The organism is Pseudarthrobacter phenanthrenivorans Sphe3 (assembly GCF_000189535.1).
GTDB lineage: Bacteria > Actinomycetota > Actinomycetes > Actinomycetales > Micrococcaceae > Arthrobacter > Arthrobacter phenanthrenivorans.
Window position 1 is genome coordinate 1,433,322 of the sequence record NC_015145.1, and the last position, 17,973, is coordinate 1,451,294.

Below are 17,973 nucleotides of genomic sequence, written 5' to 3' on the forward strand. Positions count from 1 at the left end.
ACCGCGGACCGCACCCAGCGGCCCTGTAGAAATTGGAGTTACCCCCATGGCAGCAAAATCCGTTCTCGACCAGGTCATTTCCCTCTCCAAGCGGAGGGGCTTCGTGTTCCAGGCCGGTGAGATCTACGGAGGTTCGCGCTCTGCCTGGGACTACGGGCCCCTCGGCGCCGAACTGAAGGAAAACATCAAGCGCCAGTGGTGGCAGTCCATGGTCCGCGGCCGCGAGGACGTGGTGGGCCTGGACTCCTCCGTCATCCTGCCCCGCCAGGTCTGGGAAGCCTCCGGCCACGTGGAGGTCTTCTCCGACCCCCTGGTGGAGTGCCTCTCCTGCCACAAGCGCTACCGTGCCGACCACCTCGAGGAAGAGTACGAGGAAAAGAAGGGCCGCCCGGCCGAGAACGGCCTGAAGGACATTGCCTGCGCCAACTGCGGCACCCGCGGCCAGTGGACCGAGCCGCAGGAATTCTCCGGCCTGCTCAAGACCTACCTCGGCCCGGTGGCCAGCGAGGAAGGCCTGCACTACCTGCGCCCCGAAACGGCCCAGGGCATCTTCGTCAACTTCAACAACGTCCTCACCACGTCCCGGAAGAAGCCGCCGTTCGGCATCGGCCAGATCGGCAAGTCCTTCCGCAACGAGATCACGCCCGGCAACTTCATCTTCCGCACCCGCGAGTTCGAGCAGATGGAGATGGAGTTCTTCGTGGAGCCCGGCACGGATGAAGAGTGGCACAAATACTGGATGAACGAGCGCATGGCCTGGTACACCGGCCTGGGCATCCGCGAGGAGAACCTGCGGTTCTTCGAGCACCCGCAGGAGAAGCTGAGCCACTATTCCAAGGGCACCACGGACATCGAATACCGCTTCGGCTTCCAGGGCTCCGAGTGGGGCGAGCTCGAGGGCATCGCCAACCGCACGGACTTCGACCTCTCCACCCACGCCAAGGCCTCCGGCACGGACCTGAGCTACTTCAACCAGGCCACCAACGAGCGCTACATCCCGTACGTCATCGAGCCCGCCGCCGGCCTGACGCGCTCCTTCATGGCGTTCCTGGTGGACGCCTACACGGAGGACGAGGCTCCCAACGCCAAGGGCGGCGTGGACGTCCGCACCGTCCTGAAGCTTGACCCGCGGCTTGCGCCGGTCAAGGCTGCCGTGCTGCCGCTGAGCCGCAACGAGGACCTCTCCCCGAAGGCCAAGGACCTGGGCGCGCAGCTGCGCAAGAACTGGAACATCGACTTCGACGACGCCGGCGCCATTGGCCGCCGCTACCGCCGCCAGGACGAAATCGGTACCCCGTTCTGCATCACCGTGGACTTCGACACCCTCGAGGACCAGGCCGTGACCATCCGCGAGCGGGACACCATGAGCCAGGAACGCGTCTCCTTGGACAAGGTGGAGGGCTACCTGGCCGCACGCCTGATCGGCGCCTAGCCATGGCCATCGAATACCGCGAATGGCGCGAGGGTGACGACCTGGCGCTCCTGGAAATCTGGGGCGACCCGGAAACCCACCAGGCCCGCCAGTTCCGCGGTGCCCTGGCTCCGTCCACCGACGGAACCGGCGGCACGCCGTGGCGGCGCTGCATCGTTGCCGAGGACGTGGTGGACGGCGTGGGCATCCCCGTTGCCGCCGGGGTGGTCTACGAGGCATCCCTGCACCCGGAACGGCTGTGGACCTACATCGAGGTGGCGCGGGACCACCGCCGTTCGGGCATCGGCGCCACGTTGCTGACCATGCTGCGCCGCGAAGCCGAACAGTCGCCGTCGGGCGTTTCCGCGCTCCGGGCCAAGGTTGAGCCCGGCTCGGCCGGCGCAGCCTTCGCCGAGCACTTCGGCCTGGCCCCCATCCAGCGCTCCCGGCTGGTCGTCGTGGAGCCGGGCGCCCTTCGGCTGCCCGTGTTCCCTGCCACGAACGACGGCGGGGGGCCGGCGAACGATGAAAACGCGGGCTCCGACGTGGTGATGGACCTCGCCACCGGGTCCGTGGAACTCACCGACGTTGTGGGCAGGTATTACACCTCCATCCACGACTGGGATTCTCCCGGTGTGCTGTCCGTGGGACAGGTGCAGCGGCTGTTCCTCGATGAGCTGACGGGTGCCCATGGCGCCATCGTGCTCCGTGCCAGGCCCGAATCGGCTTTCGGTTCCGGGGTGGCGCCGAGCAGGAAGGGCCGGATCCGCGCCTTCGCCGTGAGTTACGCGGCGCCGGCCGACCCGGACGCGGCACCCGGGCAGGAAGCTGCCGGGCCGGAAACACCTACGGATGTGTTCGTCGGCCACGAACCGGCGCTCGCAGCTGACGACGCCGCCGAGGCTGTCCGCGACATGCTTGCCCTCATCGCGTACCAGCACCCGGTGATGCTGGAACTGGATGACTCGATGACCGCCCTGCGCGCCGCCGTCGAGCCTTTGCTGGAAAGCGGCAAGGCCCGGCTCGCCGGCCCGGAAACCGTGGTGGTGTCGGACTAGCCCCGCCGGCGCCAACCAGGTAGCGCCAAGTGTCGTTTTGAGGGCCCAAAACGACACTTAGCGCTACCCAGTTGGGGGAGTCCGGCGGGGGCCGGGGCCGGGGGTCAGAGGGTCACTTGGACGGCTGATTCCGGGAGCTGCCGCCCGAAGTCCCGGGGCAGGGCGATGTCCGCGTCGATGCTCTCGGCAAAGGCCTTGATCACAAAACCGGTGGTGAGGGACTGCCACAACCGGATTTTTCGGAGCATGAAGTGTCCCGCCCCCTTCAGTGCCACGTACTGCATGCTGGCGGCGCTGCCTGCTGCCCGCCGGGCAAACATGAGCGACGCCGCGGGGCTGGTCCACCTGTCCGTGGTGCCATGGACAATGAGCACCTTGCGGCTCGCCACCCCGGAGACGGGCGTTGCAGGGCTGAGCCAGGGAGCCAGTGCGACGACGGCCTCCACCGCGGGATGGTCAGCGGCGCAGAGGGCGGTGAGGCCGCCCATGGAGTGCCCCACCAGGAACACGGGCACGCCGGGGTGCTGCTCCTGGATCTGTGCAAGAGCCCACCGGGCATCGTGGAGCGGCGCCATGTCCGCACCGTTCCAGCCGCGGACGCTGTTGCGCAGGGACCACACTGCCAGCCCGTGTTTCCGGCCGGCGCGGTGCAGGTCCCACGCGAACGGCACCATCCTTGCCGGACTGAGGTGCCGTGCCTCGACGGGTTCCCGGCTTTGCGACTTGCCGCCGTGCAGGACCAGGACCACGCCCCGGGTGGGAGCGGACGGGCCCAGGACGCTCAGCACTGCCTCGCGGGGAGCCGCAGATGCCCCTGCAGGACGCGATCCACCGTTCTTCCCAGTACTGCTGTTGGCCATGCCAGGTACCTCCCAGTCCCCAACGATCTATTTATCAACCCTACGGCGCCGGACGTAGAGTTCACTGTATGAGGTTCTACTGCTGATGGGCTCCGGTCACTCCCACGCTTCTACAGGTCATTCGGAGCCGTCGCCGCAGGCGATGGCTGCCCGGCGGAAGGCAAACCGCATCCTGGCGGCAGTCCTGATTCCACTGACGCTGCTCACCCTCGCGGGCATGGCGATGCTCTGGCCGTCGGGCAGCAAGGAAGGCATTTCGCTGGCCAACCCCTACTCCGCCGCTCCTGGCGTCACCTTCGACACCGGCACCATCCAAAGCGTGGAGACGGACAACTGCATGCAGGGTGTGGCCCAGCAGGGCAACGGCGGGCAGTCCCAAAACCAGCAGGGCCAGCAAAGCCAGCAGGGATCCGAATGCACGTTCGCCCTGACGGAACCTGACAAGGGCGGAAGCCCGGTCAACGTGGTCATCAACCCGGACGTCGCCAAGTCGCACGGGGTGAAACCCGGGGACCAGATCCGCTACCTGAACCTGTCCAACGCCCAGGGCGCCGGCGCGTCCCAGGGTTCTCCGGCCTTCATCTTCGTGGACTTCGTGCGGACCCTGCCGATAGTCCTGCTCGCGCTGCTGTACGCGGCGGTGGTGATCGCGGTGGCCCGCTGGCGGGGGTTGCGCGCACTGATCGGGCTGGTGGGCGCCTACTTCGTGCTGGCCGGCTTCATGCTTCCCGGGCTGGTGGAAGGAAAGCCTCCGCTGCTGCTGGCGCTGGTGGGGTCCACGGTGATCATGATCGGAGTCCTGTACTTCGCCCACGGTTTCTCTGCCCGGACGTCCACCGCGCTCCTGGGAACGATGTTCGGGCTGGGGATCACGGCGCTCCTGGCCGCCTGGGCCACCGGCGCGGCGAATCTCGCCGGGGTGGGCAACCACGACGCCACCACACTGGTTAACACCTCGGCGAACATCTCAATTTCCGGAGTCATCCTCTGCGGACTCATCATTTCCGGGCTGGGTGTGCTGAACGATGTAACCATCACCCAGTCCTCCGCCGTATGGGAGCTGTACGAACTGGCTCCCGGCAGCAGTGCCCGGAAGCTGTTCACCTCGGCCATGCGGATCGGCCGCGACCACATTGCCTCCACCGTCTACACCATTGCCTTCGCTTACGCCGGCGCGGCCCTGCCCATCCTCATCATCGTGATGCTTTATGACCGGCCGCTCGCTGACACGCTCACCAGCGCGGAACTGTCGGAGGAAGTCATTCGGACCCTCGTCGGATCCATCGGCCTGGTGCTGGCCATCCCGGTCACCACGCTGATCGCGGTCCTCGTAGTGAAGGCAACCGGCGTCCGGGCGGGCCTGCCGGCGGCGCCGGCGGCACACGAAGCAGAACCTTCCACAGGGCAGCTGAAGCAAACGGACGACGGCGGCACGCGGCTCCGTGCGGGTGCGTCCAGACCAGGCGGCGGCGGCGAAGAAGGCAACGCAGTTCAGGAGCCGGGCGTGGAGGACACCGGTTCGCTGGCTGCTGCGGCCCTGGCCCGGCGGTCACGCCCAGCAGGCGAAGAACGGGACGGGGAGCTGCCCACACGCCGCGGCCGCCGGGCTGACCGGGGCTGACCGGGCTGACCGGGGCTGACCGCCCAAGCGGCAGCCCGATTTGCCCGGCTTTGCAACAATGGACAGGTGACTGTTGCAGCAACCCCTCCCGCCCCCAAGCTGGAACTCCCGCCCCTGAAGCTGGGTCCCATTACCGTGGACACGCCGGTGATCCTGGCACCCATGGCAGGGATCACCAACTCCGCATTCCGCCGTTTGTGCCGTGAGTACGGCGGCGGCATGTACGTGGCGGAGATGGTGACCTCCCGCGCCCTCGTGGAAAGGACCCCGGAGTCCCTGCGCATCATTTCGCATGACGAGGACGAACAGGTCCGGTCCGTCCAGCTGTACGGCGTGGACCCCGTGACTGTCGGCGCGGCCGTGCGGATGCTCGTCGAGGAAGACCGCGCAGACCACATCGACCTCAACTTCGGCTGCCCGGTGCCCAAAGTCACCCGTCGGGGCGGCGGCTCTGCCCTGCCCTGGAAGATCGACCTCTTCACGTCCATCGTGCAGACGGCCGTCAGGGAAGCCGCCAAGGGCAACGTCCCGCTGACCATCAAAATGCGCAAGGGCATCGACGACGACCACCTCACGTACCTCGACGCCGGGCGCATCGCCCGGGATGCCGGTGTAGCCGCCGTCGCCCTTCACGGCAGGACCGCCGCGCAGTTCTACTCCGGACAGGCAGACTGGTCAGCCATTGCGCGGCTGCGCGAGGCGCTGCCGGACATCCCGGTGCTGGGCAACGGCGACATCTGGTCCGCTGAAGACGCCGTCCGCATGGTGCGCGAAACCGGCGTGGACGGTGTAGTGGTGGGCCGCGGCTGCCAGGGCCGGCCTTGGCTGTTCGGGGACCTGCAGGCCGCATTCGAGGGCAGCGACGTCCGGCATAAGCCGAACCTGGGCCAGGTGGCCCAGGGAGTCTACCGCCACGCCGAACTGATGGTGGAAACCTTTGGTGACGAGGGCAAGGCGCTGCGGGAGATCCGCAAGCACATCGCCTGGTACTTCAAGGGCTACGTGGTGGGCGGCGAACTCCGTACCCGGATGGCACTGGTCAACAGCCTCGAGGAGCTGCGCGCAGCCCTGGACGAGCTGGACACCGAATCTCCCTACCCCGGCAGCGATGCCGAGGGCCCGCGCGGCCGTGCCGGTTCCCCCAAGAAGCCGGCGCTGCCCAAGGACTGGCTCGAGTCCCGGGCCCTTAATGACGACCAGTCGCGTGAGATCTCCGCGGCGGAACTGGATGTCTCCGGTGGCTGAAACGCGCACTGACGCGCCCGTGCTGCCCGGCTATGACACGCACGATTCCGCCCGCTGGGTGGAGGAACCGCCCAAGAACGTCTACCGCTCCGACTTTGAACGGGACCGCGCCCGGGTGCTGCATTCCTCCGCGCTCCGCCGGCTCGGCGCCAAGACCCAGGTGGTGGCACCGGACACGGACGACTTTGTCCGCACCCGCCTGACCCACAGCCTGGAGGTGGCACAGGTGGGCCGCGAGCTGGGCCGTTCCCTGGGCTGCGACCCGGACGTGGTGGACACCGCCTGCCTGAGCCACGATCTTGGCCATCCGCCGTTCGGGCACAACGGCGAATCGGCGCTGAACGAGGTGGCCCACGCCATCGGGGGCTTCGAAGGCAACGCCCAGACCCTGCGGCTGCTGACCCGGCTGGAACCCAAGGTGCTGACCCCGGACGGGCAGCCTGCGGGGCTGAACCTCACCAGGGCCAGCCTGGACGCGGCCGCGAAGTACCCGTGGTCGGCGCTGGAAGCCCCGGTGATCCATGGGCAGCGGACCAGCAAGTTCGGCGCCTACGAGGATGACCTCCCCATCTTCAACTGGCTCCGGGAAGGAGCGCCGGAGCGGCGGTCCTGCCTGGAGGCCCAGGTCATGGACCTCGCCGATGACATCTCCTACTCCGTGCACGACGTCGAGGACGCCATTGTGGCGGGCCACTTCCAGCTGCGTTGGATGGACAACCCGGACCACCGCGCCCGGGTGGTGGGGTACGCCAAGCAGTGGTACCTGCCGCACAACGATCCCGCGGCCATCGACGCCGCCCTGGCCAGGCTTGAGGCCACGGACGTGTGGGTGCGGGAAGCAGACGGCAGCCGCAAATCCATGGCCGCCCTGAAAAACATGACCAGCCAGCTGATCGGCCGGTTCTGCCAGAGCGCCCTGGAAACCACCCGTGCCGTGTACGGACCGGAGAACCTGACGCGGTACAACGCCGAGCTCATGGTGCCTGATGAGACCGTCATGGAGATCGCGGTGATGAAGGGCCTGGCCACAACCTTCGTGATGACCACGGAGCACCGGCAGCCCATCTATGAACGGCAGCGCGAGGTGCTCCACGCCCTGGTCACGGCGCTCAGCGCCACGGGTGACCGCCACCTCGAACCGATGTTCGCCGCGGACTGGCGGGACGCACCGGACGACGCCGCCCGCCTTCGCGTGGTGATCGACCAGGTGGCCTCGCTGACGGACGGCTCGGCGCTGGCCATGTACGAGCGGCTGGTGGGGAGCCTGCCGTCGCTGTGGTGAGTGCCGCCGTGGTGGGGGACGCCACAGCCTGCCGCCCGCCGTCGTACCCCCGCATTAGGATGGCTCTGTGGCCGGGCTGATCAAACGTGAAGATATAGACGAAGTACGCCAGCGCACGGACATCAAGGAAGTGGTTGACGGGTACGTCACGCTCAAAACCGCCGGCTTGGGAACCTTCAAGGGTTTGTGCCCCTTCCACGACGAACGCTCGCCGTCGTTCACGGTCCGTCCCCAGGTGGGCCGCTACCACTGCTTCGGCTGCGGCGAGGACGGCGACGTCATCGCCTTCGTCCAGAAACAGGACCACAGTTCCTTCCAGGAGGCCGTGGAAAAGCTGGCAGCCCGGATCGGCTATGAGCTCCGGTACGAGGACGGCGGGACCGGCCCCAACCGGGAGGAAGTGGGGCGCCGGCAGCGGCTGCTGGATGCCCACAAGATCGCGGACGAGTTCTTCCGCGCCCAACTCCTGACGCCAGGGGCCGCCGAGGCGCGGACCTTCCTGCACGGCCGGGGGTTTGACCGGGCAGCCGCGGAACACTTCGGCTGCGGCTACGCCCCCCAGGGCTGGGATGCCCTCCTCAAGCACCTCCGCGGCCGCGGCTTCACTGACGCGGAACTGAAACTGACGGGCATGTTCTCCGAAGGCAACCGGGGCATCTACGACCGGTTCCGCGGCCGCCTCATCTGGCCTATCAAGGACATCGCCGGGGACACCATCGGCTTCGGCGCCCGGAAGCTCTACGAGGACGACCAAGGCCCCAAGTACCTCAATACCCCCGAAACCGCGCTGTATAAGAAGTCCCAGGTCCTGTACGGGATCGACCTCGCCAAGCGCAGCATCGCCAAGGACCGCCAGCTGGTGGTGGTGGAGGGGTACACGGACGTGATGGCCTGCCACCTGGCAGGAATTACGACGGCGGTGGCCACCTGCGGCACCGCGTTCGGCACCGAGCACATCAAGATCGCCCGGCGCCTGTTGTCCGACGACGGCACCGGGGGAGAGGTGGTCTTTACCTTCGACGGCGACGCCGCCGGGCAGAAAGCGGCCCTGCGGGCCTTCGAGGAGGACCAGCGCTTCACGGCACAGACCTACGTGGCCGTGGAGCCCTCCGGTGCGGATCCGTGCGACCTGCGCCAAAGCCGGGGTGACGAAGCCGTGCATGCCCTGGTGCAGTCCCGCCGGCCGCTGTTCGAGTTTGCCATCCGGACCACGCTGAAGCAGTTCAACCTGGACACGGTGGAGGGGCGCGTGCAGGGCCTGAAAGCCTCCGTGCCGGTGGTCGCAGCCATCCGCGACGCCTCCACCCGGACCGGGTATTGCCAGGCGCTGACCGGCTGGCTCGGCATGCCCGACCCCAACGAAGTCCTGCGCCTGGTCAACGCTGAGCTGAAGAACGGCGCCAAGCGGGGCGAAACGGGCGGGCCGGCCGGCCCTGCTGCACGGACTGCCGCAAGCACCGCCCAGCCGGGCGGACCCGGGGTAGCCGCAGGGCCGCCGTCGGGAGCCGTGCCTTCCTACCACCGGCCGGACCCCCGTGATCCGGTGGCCTCCATGGAGCGGCAGGCCCTTGAAGTGGCATTGCAGGAACCGTCGCTTCTTGGCGGCGGTATCTGGGAGCGCTTTTCATCCGCCCGGTTCGTGACGCCTGCCTTCCAGGCCGTGCACGACGCCATGCGGGCCACGGACCCCGCCCTCACCGCGGATCCTGTGCGCTGGGTGGAGCAGGTAATGCACGAGGTCCCCGAACCGCTGCGGCCGCTGGTGTCCGAGCTTTCCGTGGTGCCGCTGCCCGCGAGCACCGAGGAAGCGGTCCAAAAGTATTGCCGGGACATCCTGTCCCGGTTGTTCGAGCTCCAGATCACGCGGGTCAAGGCGGACAAGATGGGCCAGCTCCAGCGGCTGGACCCCGCGGCCGATCCGGAAACGTACCAGCGGCTGAACCGGGAGCTGATGATGCTGGAGATGGAACGCAGGTCCTTGCGCGCCGAAGCGTAGCCGCCGGCCCGGCGGCTGCCTCGATTTCGTTTCCAGCGCGGGTCTTTGCTAGGCTAATACCCGCTTCATTCCTCCTTAGCTCAATTGGCAGAGCATTCGACTGTTAATCGAAGGGTTGCTGGTTCAAGTCCAGCAGGAGGAGCGCGCAATCCCCGTTCCGGGCCTCCGGAACGGGGATTTTTTATGCCCTGAAGAGCCCGCCGCGGCCCGCTATTGCGCCGATTTCACTTTGGCCGGAAACCTTTGCTAATGTCATACCTGCTTCATTCCTCCTTAGCTCAATTGGCAGAGCATTCGACTGTTAATCGAAGGGTTGCTGGTTCAAGTCCAGCAGGAGGAGCCACACAAAAAGTCCCCGTTCCCCGCTCGCGGGGGACGGGGACTTTTGTCTGTCAGACGAAGTCCATTTCCACTTGCAGGAAGCGCTCCGCTTCCTCGACGGCGGCCTGGAACGCCTCCTGCTCGGTGGGAGACTTCCGCGGCTGCCGGGGATTCCACTCGTGGGGTGCTGAATGGATGCGGACCACGCCGCTGTCCGGGGGCGCGTAAAAAATCCCGAAGCGCTGCACCGGCCACTCGGGGGACGTTTCCGGGGCCACCAGCAGGGCCGCCTTGAACGCGGGGTTGTACCACTGGGCGATGGGCCGGCGGCGGTCCTCCGTGAACAGTCCTGCGGCGTAGAGCGCGGCTGATTGCTCACCGGTCTCGGCGCAGAGCCGCTCCCACCACAGTGGCAGTATCCGGTGATCGCACCGTTGCCATGTGGCCGGAAGCGGCGGTTGTTCCTGCCAGTGGGACACGGACACATTTTATCGCGGGCAGGCGGTCCCGGGGCAGGTACGCCCGCCGGAGCGCCGCTTGCGGGCCCCTTCGGCGCAGGACCGGGTCACGGCCGGTTCCACGGGCCGGGATTAACCCGGTAGAGCAGCGCCGAACCGGCCACCATGCCCAGGAGGATTCCCATGGCAGGATTCCCCAGGGCGCGGCCCGCGAAATAGCCGACGACGGCGCCAAGCACCGCCCCGAGGAAGAGGCCCCTGCGGTTGCGGTGTGGCTTGCGTCCGGATCCCTGTTTCATGGCGCCGGCGTCAGTGGATCGAGGGGACGGTGCGCGGCCGGACGACGATCCAGAGCGCCGCAATCGCCAACAGGATGCAGGCACCCTGTACCGCCCCCATGGGGGCTGCGCTGGTGATCCCAAGCCAACCCACCACCGGCGAGATAAGCCCGGCCATCATGAAGGTGGCGAAGCCCAGCAGCGAGGCAGCGGTGCCCGCCTGTCCGGCGTGGCCCGCCAGGGCCAGCACCTGCACGCAGGGGAACATGAAACCAGTCCCCATGATGTAGAACCACAGCGGAACCATGACACCCCAGAGGCCGAACCCCAGCTGGTCGAACACCACGATCAGCATGGCCATCAGGAACATCCATGCCGTGGCCCCTGCGAGGATCCACTGCGGCGGCACCCTGCGGATCAGCCGCGAACTCGTCTGGATTCCTGCCACGATGCCCAGCGAGTTGATGCCAAAGAGCAGGCCGTACTCCTGGGGGGAGAAGCCGAATACGTCCTGGAAGAGGAAGGGGGAGGCTGAAAGGTAGGTGAACAGCCCGCCGAAGTTCAACCCGGCCACCAGCAGCAGTCCGACGAACACCCTGTCACTGAAGAGGATCCGGTAGCGCTGCCGGGCAGTCAGGCCGCTCAGCCGCCGCTTTTCCGGCGGCAGGGTCTCGCGCACCAGGAACAGCGCCGCAACGATCACCACCGTGCCGTAGGCGGCGAGGAAGACGAAGATCCCCGGCCACGGCATCACCAGGAGCAGTTGCGAGCCGATCACGGGGGCCAGGATGGGAGCCAGGCCGTTCACAAGCGACATGCGGGAGAACATCTTGACCATGGCGTAGCCCGAGAAAAGGTCGCGCACCATGGCCATGGCTACCACGCCGCCGCCGGCCGCACCCACGCCCATGAGGACGCGGAAGATGCCCAGCGTGGTGATGTCTGTGGACAGGGCGGCACCGAGGGACGCTGCAATGTGCAGCGCCGTGGCCAGGATGAGCGGGGTCCTGCGGCCGAACTTGTCGCTGAAAGGCCCAACCACCAGCTGTCCGATGGCAAAACCGACGGTGGTCCCGGCCAGGGTGAGCTGGACCTGGGCCTCGCTGACACCGAGGCTGGCCTCCAGGGCGGGGAAGGCAGGCAGGTAGAGGTCGATCGTGAACGGACCCAAGGCCGTCAGGGCGCCGAGGAGGAGGATATACAGGAGTTTGCGGCGGCGGCTCAACAGGTCGCCCGGATTGCTGGGAATGGTCACGGAGATCAATCCTAGGCCCGGCGCAACCTAATTTGCAGCGTTGTAGGCCATGCCGCACGGCAAGCCCCGAAGTTCGCCCTTAACCTGAATGATAGTTTTGGTGGCGGGGACTGTGCTGCTGCACTTCCCTGCAGTACACGGAAGCCGATTCGACCCATAACCAGTAAGGCGGAACCGATGAGCGGACGTCACAGCGGGCGCACCAGCGGGGGATTACGCATCATTGCGCTGCCCCGGACGCTAAAACTCCTTTTCCGGTTGGCGCCGCGCCAGCTCAATGACGAAATCGCCTTCGCGAAGATCGAACTCAAGCGCAAGGGAATCCAGGTCGGCGTCGCTGCTGCCTTCTTCGCCGTCGCCCTCGTCTTCCTCATGTTCCTGGTAGTGGGGCTCATCGTGGCGGCCATTATGGGACTCGCTACCATCATGCCCGCGTGGCTGGCTGCGCTCCTTGTCTCCGCCGTCTTCCTCCTGATAGCCCTCATCGGCGGCCTCATCGGCGCCCGGAAGTTCAAGAAGGCCATGCCGCTCATGCCGGAGGAGACCATCCGCGGCATCAGGCACGACATCGGCGTTGCCAAGGAAGGGTCCGCGTTCAACCCGGCCGTGCTCGATCCCCAGAGCCCCGAAGCCAAGGCCGCCAAGGCGGCCAAGGATGAAGCCGCAGCCAAGGCCAAGGCCGAGAAGGCCGCCAAGGCTGCTGAGCACGAGAAGGAATTCCCCCACGCTTCGGAACCCGAACTGCTCCGGCGCCTCAACCAGCGCCGCCACCACCTGACTGAAGTCCGTGACGAGCTCGGGACCGAACTGGATGTCAAGCCCCAGGCCCGCTACATTCTCGCCTCCGCACAGGAGACGCTGCGGGAAGGCCAGGCCCTGGCTAACCACGGCAGGGAGGTTGCCGCGCAGAAGCTCTCGGCGCTGTCCGGCTCCGCAGACCTCGAAAAGCGCTGGAAGCCATTGGCAGCATTCATCGCCGCGGGAACGGTCTTCCTGGTGCTGGCCAGGAAACTCCTTCGAACGTACTAGGCCGGACGTGCGGCCGGAGTTTCCTGGCAGCCGGCGGAAGGTTCCAGAGGTAGACGTCACGACGCTCGCAGGGGGCAGCAGGAAGGGAAGGGGGAACGGGTGAAGTTCATCGGTGCAGGCTCCCGTCCCGGACGCCCCCAGGTGGACCATGACCTGGTGTTCACCATCCCCAACCTGCTCACCGTGGTGCGCTTCATGGGTGTGCCGCTCTTCATCTGGCTTGTCCTGGCGAGGCAGGAGTACGGCGCAGGGGTCGTCGTCCTGGCCGTCATGGCCAGCACGGACTGGATTGACGGCTATATCGCCCGCCGCTTCGACCAGACGTCCAAGCTCGGCAGGGTCCTCGACCCGATCGCGGACAGGCTGGCGATGATAGCTGTCGCCGTCACCCTGGTGATTGCCGGCGTCGTCCATTGGCTGTACCTCGCCGCGCTGGTGATCCCGGACGCCGTCCTGCTGGCCCTGACCCTGTCCCTTTTCCGGGGCCACCCGGACCTGCCGGTCAGCGTGGTGGGCAAGGTGCGGACCGGCCTGCTGCTGCTGGGAACCCCGATGCTGGTCCTCTCCCGGCTGGACACCGGATTCTCCGGCGAGCTGTTCGTGGCCGCATGGATTGTGCTCGGGCTGGGGCTGGTGGGCCACTGGATCGCCGCCTACAACTACTTCTGGGCCATGCTGCGGAAGGGCCGGCTGCAGGCACATCACGACGACGGGACCTCCTGATGGTGTGGGTGGCAGTTGTGCTTGCGCTGCTTGGCGCCTTCTGCCTCGCCCTTGGTGCCCAGCGGCAGGGAAGCGCCGTCAAGGCCGACACCGGGGGGCTCGCCCTGAGTTCCAACGGCTTCCTGCGGCTCCTGCGGAACCCCCGCTGGGTGTTCGGCCTCCTCCTCCTGTGCGCCGGCATGGCCATGAACGCCGTAGCGCTCGTGTCAGCCCCGCTCACCGTTGTCCAGCCCATCGGTGCCATCGCCCTGGTCATTACCACCATCGTCAACGCCAAGGACCAGGACCTGACCATCAACCGCCCCACTATCGTCGCCATCGCGGCGTGCGTGACAGGATCCGCACTGTTCGTCCTCCTGGCCGTCAACGTGACACAGGAGAACCACCACGTGAGCCTGGATGACGAGCTCACAATCGTGCTGCTGCTGGCGCTTGCCGTCGGGCTCTTCGGCACCCTGGCCGTCATGTTCAAGCACCGGATCAACGCCTTCGTCTACATTCTGGGCGCCGGAGTCCTCTTTGGATTCGTGGCCGTCCTCACCAGGATCATCGGCAAGCACCTGCTGGACCCCAACGGACTGTTCCTGCTGAACGTGCAGTGGTATTCGGTGGTGGCACTCGTTGCCGCCGGCGGGCTGGGGTCCTGGTTTGTCCAGAGCGCATACTCCTCGGGACCGCCGGACCTGGTCATCGCAGGGCTCACCGTGATCGACCCCATCGTGGGCATTGCAATCGGCATCGTGATCCTCGGCGAACTGCGTCCGGACGTCCACGCCGTGATGGCCATTGCCATGGGAACCGCGGCCTCCCTTGCTATCGTTGGGGTGATCGCCCTTTCAAGGCACCACCCGGAGGTCACGAAGCGCAAGAAGGACGCGCGGAAGGCCGTGGGCCGGGCGACGCGTTAGCCCGCTGTCCACCACATACTGTCCAGCCGATTCCACCCCAGATACCGCCAAAAACCCACGAGGCCAGGCGCCACCCGCGCCAGCGGCCAACCGTGCTGCCAGTACATGCTGTCCGCACCGTGACCATCAGGAGCCCTCCCCGTGACCACGCCCGCAGACCAGCGTCCCCTGACCATCCTGATTGCCGCAGACACTTATCCACCCGACGTCAACGGTGCAGCCCAGTTCGGCTACCGGCTGGCCAAGGGGATGACCGGCCGGGGGCACAACGTCCACGTCCTGGCCTGCCGCAACGGAAAGGGCAAGAGCTTTACCGAATTCCGCCCGGAAGGTACCGTCCACCGGCTCCGCTCCCACAGCGTGCCCACGCACGAAACTTTCCGGATCTGCTTCCCTTGGGAAATCAAGAAGGAAATCAGCCTCCTCTTCGATCGGGTGAAGCCGGACGTGGTGCACATCCAAAGCCACTACATGATCGGCGAGCACGTGCTGTACGAAGCCGTGAAGCGGGGCGTCCGGATCGTGGCCACGAACCATTTCATGCCGGAAAACCTCAACCCGTTCCTGCCGTTCCCGCAGTGGTTCAAGAACATCATCGGCCGGATCTCCTGGAAAGACATGGGCAAGGTCATGGGCCAGGCGGACGTCATCACCACGCCCACCCCGCTGGCGGCCAAGGCCATGCACCAGCATGCCTTCCTGCGCAAGGTGCTGCCGCTGTCCAACGGCATCGACTCCGCTGCATACGAACTCCAGCCCGGGGAGCACATCGATCGCCACCCGTACCCCACCGTGATGTTCGCCGGCCGGTTGGCCGAGGAAAAGCACGTGGATGTGCTGATCGAAGCCATCAGCAAGACCCCGCCGGAACTGAACGTCCACCTGGAGGTGGTTGGTGGCGGGGAAGTCCGTTCGTCGCTGGAGGAGCTGGTCCGCCACCTTCGGCTGGAGGACAGGGTCAGGTTCCTCGGCCTCGTGAGCGACGAGGAACTGCGGAAGGCCTACATCAAGGCCGACCTTTTCTGCATGCCGGGGACAGCTGAGCTGCAGTCGCTTGTCACCCTGGAGGCAATGTCGGCCTCTACCCCGGTGGTGCTGGCGGACGCGATGGCCCTGCCCCACCTGGTGCGGGACGGCGAAAACGGGTACCTCTTCACGCCGAATGACAGTGACGACCTCGCCAAGAAGATCACCCGGATCCTGGAGCTTCCGGCCGATCAGCGTGCCGCCATGGGGAAGGTGAGCCGGGAAATGGTGGAGCCCCACAGCATCCAGGGAACGCTGCAGACATTCGAGGACCTGTACCGCGGTGCGGGCTTCGAGGACAAGGTGGTCTAAAACGGCTGGCGGGGTTTGCTAGAGTGTTTTTGCCCTGCAGGCACGTTGCGCCCTCCCACGGGAGTGGCCGCGAAGGGTTCGGGGGGCTATAGCTCAGCTGGTTAGAGCGCGGGACTCATAATCCTAAGGTCCTCGGTTCAAGTCCGAGTAGCCCTACCCTGCAACAGACCGCGGCCGACAATCACGTCGGCCGCGGTTTTCTTTTCTTAAGGGCCGGATCTGCGGTATGTTACTCATCAGTAACTTACCGTGCTTCCTCCTGGGAACGCCGGTCACCGCTGACCACCTGTGAGGTAACCATGTCCACCGCTGACGCCGGCCTGAACCCCCTTCCCTATGCCGACGGCGATTTCTACGCCTTTGAGCAGCTGCTGACCGGAAAGGAGCAGGACCGGCTGGCCGAAGTCAGGGACTTCCTGGCACGGGAAGTGAAGCCCATCGCCACGGACTGCTGGAACCGGGGCGAGTTCCCCATGGACCTGATTCCCAAGCTCGCCGACATCGACCTGGTCAGCCCGGTACGGCGGCAGGGGCACTCCAACCTGTTCGCCGGGCTCCTCCACGCGGAGGTGACCCGGGCCGATGCCTCCATTTCCACTTTCATGGGCGTCCATGACGGCCTCTTCACCGGCTCCATCGAGGCCCTTGCCTCCGAGGAGCAAAAGGAGGCGTGGCTTCCTGACATCTATGCCATGAAGAAGATTGGCGCGTTCGGGCTGACGGAGCCTTTGGGCGGCAGCGACGTCGCAGGCGGTACCCGCACCACCGCCCGCCGGGAGGGGGACACCTGGATCCTCAACGGGGAGAAGCGCTGGATCGGCAATGCCACCTTCTCGGACTGGGTGGTCATTTACGCCAAGGACGTGGACGACAACCAGGTCAAGGGCTTCCTGGTGGACACGGCTTTGGACGGCTTCAGTGCGGTGAAGATCGAGAACAAGACGGCCCTTCGTACTGTCCAGAACGCCGACATCACGCTCCGGAACGTGGCGGTTCCGGACTTCCAGAAGCTCGCCCACGCCAACAGCTTCCGGGACGTCAACAAGGTCCTTAAGGTCACCCGCCTCGGGGTCGCCTGGCAGGCGGTGGGCCAGCAGCTGGCCGCCTTCGACGTCGCCCGCCGCTACGCAGTGGAGCGGCACCAGTTCGGCAGGCCGCTGGCCTCCTTCCAGCTGGTGCAGAACCAGCTGGTCCAGATCCTGGGCAACGCCGTCAGTTCCATGGGCATGATGGTGCGGCTGTCCCAGCTGGAGGATGCCGGCCAGGCCAAGGATGAGCAGTCTGCCCTGGCCAAGGCCTTCACCACCACGAGGATGCGCGAGAGCGTGGCCCTCGGCCGGAATATCCTGGGCGGCAACGGCATAGTCACCGACTTCGGGATGGCCAAGATCTTCGCGGACGCTGAAGCCATCTATTCCTACGAAGGCACCCACGAGATCAACACACTGGTCACGGGCCGGGCGATCACCGGCATTTCCGCCATCGTCTAAGGGTTCAGCGGCAGCAGGATCGATGGCCGCAGGTCCATCACGAACTGCAACGGATTCACATAGTCATCTCCCCGCCGGACACCCCAGTGGACGCAGGACGCGGCGGGGCAATGCCCCGGAAGGATCGTGCCGATTTCCTGTCCTGCGGCCACCGGGGTACCGGCGGCAAGGATGCTGGCCACCGGCTCGAAGCTGCTGCGCAGTCCGTTGCCGTGATCGATGGTGATGACCGGCCGGTCCACCACGACGCCCACAAAGCTGACAGTGCCTGCCGACGGCGAGGTGACCCTGACGCCGTCGGCCGCTGCTCCAAGATCCACGCCCCGATGTCCAGGCAGCCAGGGCTTCGGCGGGGGATCGTAATCGCGGAGCACCTGCGGGCGCGGGCTTAGCGGCCACTGCCAGGAGGGGCGGACAGTGGCTGCCGCGGCAGTCTCCATGGACACGACCTGCACCGAGGCCGGCGCACCGGACGCCGGGGTATAGGCCAGCGGCTCCCCGCCGGGCGCCAGTGAAGCAGGCATCAGGAGAAGGGCTGCAAGCAGCAGCGGCGGTTTCATACCCCCAGCGTGCCCCGCTCACGTGCCCGGCGGGAGGCCCGGGCAAGGCTATGTGGACAAGGCCTGGACCGCCGTCGTTCCTGTCCTTCCGGCGCAGGCGCCTGTAGTACACTTGGTGGAGCAGTTTGCTGCGCCCTCAA

The 17,973-nt window shown here is 66.5% G+C and carries 16 protein-coding genes and 3 tRNA genes; 14 read left to right on the forward strand and 5 right to left on the reverse strand.

Annotated elements, in window-relative coordinates; translation table 11 throughout:
- Positions 1-46 precede the first annotated feature (46 nt).
- Positions 47-1,432 (forward strand): glycine--tRNA ligase, encoded by a 1,386-nt coding sequence (locus ASPHE3_RS06595; RefSeq protein WP_013600454.1) that lies wholly within the window; start codon positions 47-49, stop codon positions 1,430-1,432.
- Between the two features lie 2 nt (positions 1,433-1,434).
- Positions 1,435-2,469 carry a GNAT family N-acetyltransferase gene (locus tag ASPHE3_RS06600; RefSeq protein WP_013600455.1) on the forward strand — a complete coding sequence of 345 codons (1,035 nt, stop codon included), beginning with the start codon at positions 1,435-1,437 and terminating at the stop codon, positions 2,467-2,469.
- A 104-nt stretch (positions 2,470-2,573) separates the two neighbouring features.
- Here the strand turns inward: ASPHE3_RS06600 and ASPHE3_RS06605 are convergent, their stop codons facing one another.
- Positions 2,574-3,329 carry an alpha/beta hydrolase gene (locus ASPHE3_RS06605; protein ID WP_013600456.1) on the reverse strand — a complete coding sequence of 252 codons (756 nt, stop codon included), beginning with the start codon at positions 3,327-3,329 and terminating at the stop codon, positions 2,574-2,576.
- 85 nt (positions 3,330-3,414) lie between these two features.
- Here ASPHE3_RS06605 and ASPHE3_RS06610 point away from each other — a divergent pair, with 85 nt between their 5' ends.
- From ASPHE3_RS06610 to ASPHE3_RS06635, 6 genes are all read left to right on the forward strand, one after another.
- Entirely contained in the window at positions 3,415-4,950 is a 1,536-nt protein-coding gene (locus ASPHE3_RS06610; protein WP_254362994.1) for a YibE/F family protein, read from the forward strand.
- 66 nt (positions 4,951-5,016) lie between these two features.
- Positions 5,017-6,195, forward strand: a complete 1,179-nt coding sequence (gene dusB, locus ASPHE3_RS06615; RefSeq protein ID WP_013600458.1) for a tRNA dihydrouridine synthase DusB — start codon at positions 5,017-5,019, stop codon at positions 6,193-6,195.
- On the forward strand, positions 6,179-7,477 hold the full coding sequence (locus tag ASPHE3_RS06620; protein WP_049786048.1) for a deoxyguanosinetriphosphate triphosphohydrolase: 1,299 nt from the start codon (positions 6,179-6,181) through the stop codon (positions 7,475-7,477). The genes dusB and ASPHE3_RS06620 overlap by 17 nt, the downstream gene beginning before the upstream one ends.
- A 67-nt stretch (positions 7,478-7,544) precedes the next feature.
- Positions 7,545-9,473: a DNA primase gene (dnaG, locus tag ASPHE3_RS06625; RefSeq protein WP_013600460.1), complete on the forward strand. Its 1,929-nt coding sequence runs from the start codon at positions 7,545-7,547 to the stop codon at positions 9,471-9,473.
- A 69-nt stretch (positions 9,474-9,542) separates the two neighbouring features.
- A tRNA-Asn gene (locus ASPHE3_RS06630) sits at positions 9,543-9,615 on the forward strand.
- 125 nt (positions 9,616-9,740) lie between these two features.
- A tRNA-Asn gene (locus ASPHE3_RS06635) sits at positions 9,741-9,816 on the forward strand.
- 49 nt (positions 9,817-9,865) lie between these two features.
- Here the strand turns inward: ASPHE3_RS06635 and ASPHE3_RS06640 are convergent.
- From ASPHE3_RS06640 to ASPHE3_RS06650, 3 genes are all read right to left on the reverse strand, one after another.
- Positions 9,866-10,273: a hypothetical protein gene (locus ASPHE3_RS06640; RefSeq protein ID WP_013600461.1), complete on the reverse strand. Its 408-nt coding sequence runs from the start codon at positions 10,271-10,273 to the stop codon at positions 9,866-9,868.
- Positions 10,274-10,359: 86 nt separating this feature from the next.
- Complete coding sequence (locus tag ASPHE3_RS06645; protein WP_013600462.1) at positions 10,360-10,551, reverse strand: hypothetical protein; 192 nt, start codon at positions 10,549-10,551, stop codon at positions 10,360-10,362.
- Positions 10,552-10,561: 10 nt separating this feature from the next.
- The gene (locus ASPHE3_RS06650; RefSeq protein WP_013600463.1) at positions 10,562-11,785 is read right to left on the reverse strand and encodes a multidrug effflux MFS transporter; all 1,224 of its coding nucleotides are present in this window, start codon (positions 11,783-11,785) and stop codon (positions 10,562-10,564) included.
- Between the two features lie 177 nt (positions 11,786-11,962).
- Here ASPHE3_RS06650 and ASPHE3_RS06655 point away from each other — a divergent pair, with 177 nt between their 5' ends.
- From ASPHE3_RS06655 to ASPHE3_RS06680, 6 genes are all read left to right on the forward strand, one after another.
- On the forward strand, positions 11,963-12,814 hold the full coding sequence (locus ASPHE3_RS06655; protein WP_013600464.1) for a phage holin family protein: 852 nt from the start codon (positions 11,963-11,965) through the stop codon (positions 12,812-12,814).
- Between the two features lie 99 nt (positions 12,815-12,913).
- Positions 12,914-13,537: a CDP-alcohol phosphatidyltransferase family protein gene (locus ASPHE3_RS06660; RefSeq protein WP_013600465.1), complete on the forward strand. Its 624-nt coding sequence runs from the start codon at positions 12,914-12,916 to the stop codon at positions 13,535-13,537.
- Complete coding sequence (locus ASPHE3_RS06665; RefSeq protein WP_013600466.1) at positions 13,537-14,445, forward strand: DMT family transporter; 909 nt, start codon at positions 13,537-13,539, stop codon at positions 14,443-14,445. The genes ASPHE3_RS06660 and ASPHE3_RS06665 overlap by 1 nt, the downstream gene beginning before the upstream one ends.
- 141 nt (positions 14,446-14,586) lie before the next feature.
- Complete coding sequence (locus ASPHE3_RS06670) at positions 14,587-15,783, forward strand: glycosyltransferase (protein ID WP_013600467.1); 1,197 nt, start codon at positions 14,587-14,589, stop codon at positions 15,781-15,783.
- A gap of 82 nt (positions 15,784-15,865) precedes the next feature.
- A tRNA-Ile gene (locus tag ASPHE3_RS06675) sits at positions 15,866-15,939 on the forward strand.
- A gap of 143 nt (positions 15,940-16,082) precedes the next feature.
- Complete coding sequence (locus ASPHE3_RS06680; protein ID WP_013600468.1) at positions 16,083-17,273, forward strand: acyl-CoA dehydrogenase family protein; 1,191 nt, start codon at positions 16,083-16,085, stop codon at positions 17,271-17,273.
- Here ASPHE3_RS06680 and ASPHE3_RS06685 read toward each other — a convergent pair.
- Positions 17,270-17,833, reverse strand: coding sequence for a M23 family metallopeptidase (locus tag ASPHE3_RS06685; protein WP_013600469.1), 564 nt, complete (start codon positions 17,831-17,833; stop codon positions 17,270-17,272). The genes ASPHE3_RS06680 and ASPHE3_RS06685 overlap by 4 nt on opposite strands.
- Between the last annotated feature and the right edge of the window lie 140 nt (positions 17,834-17,973).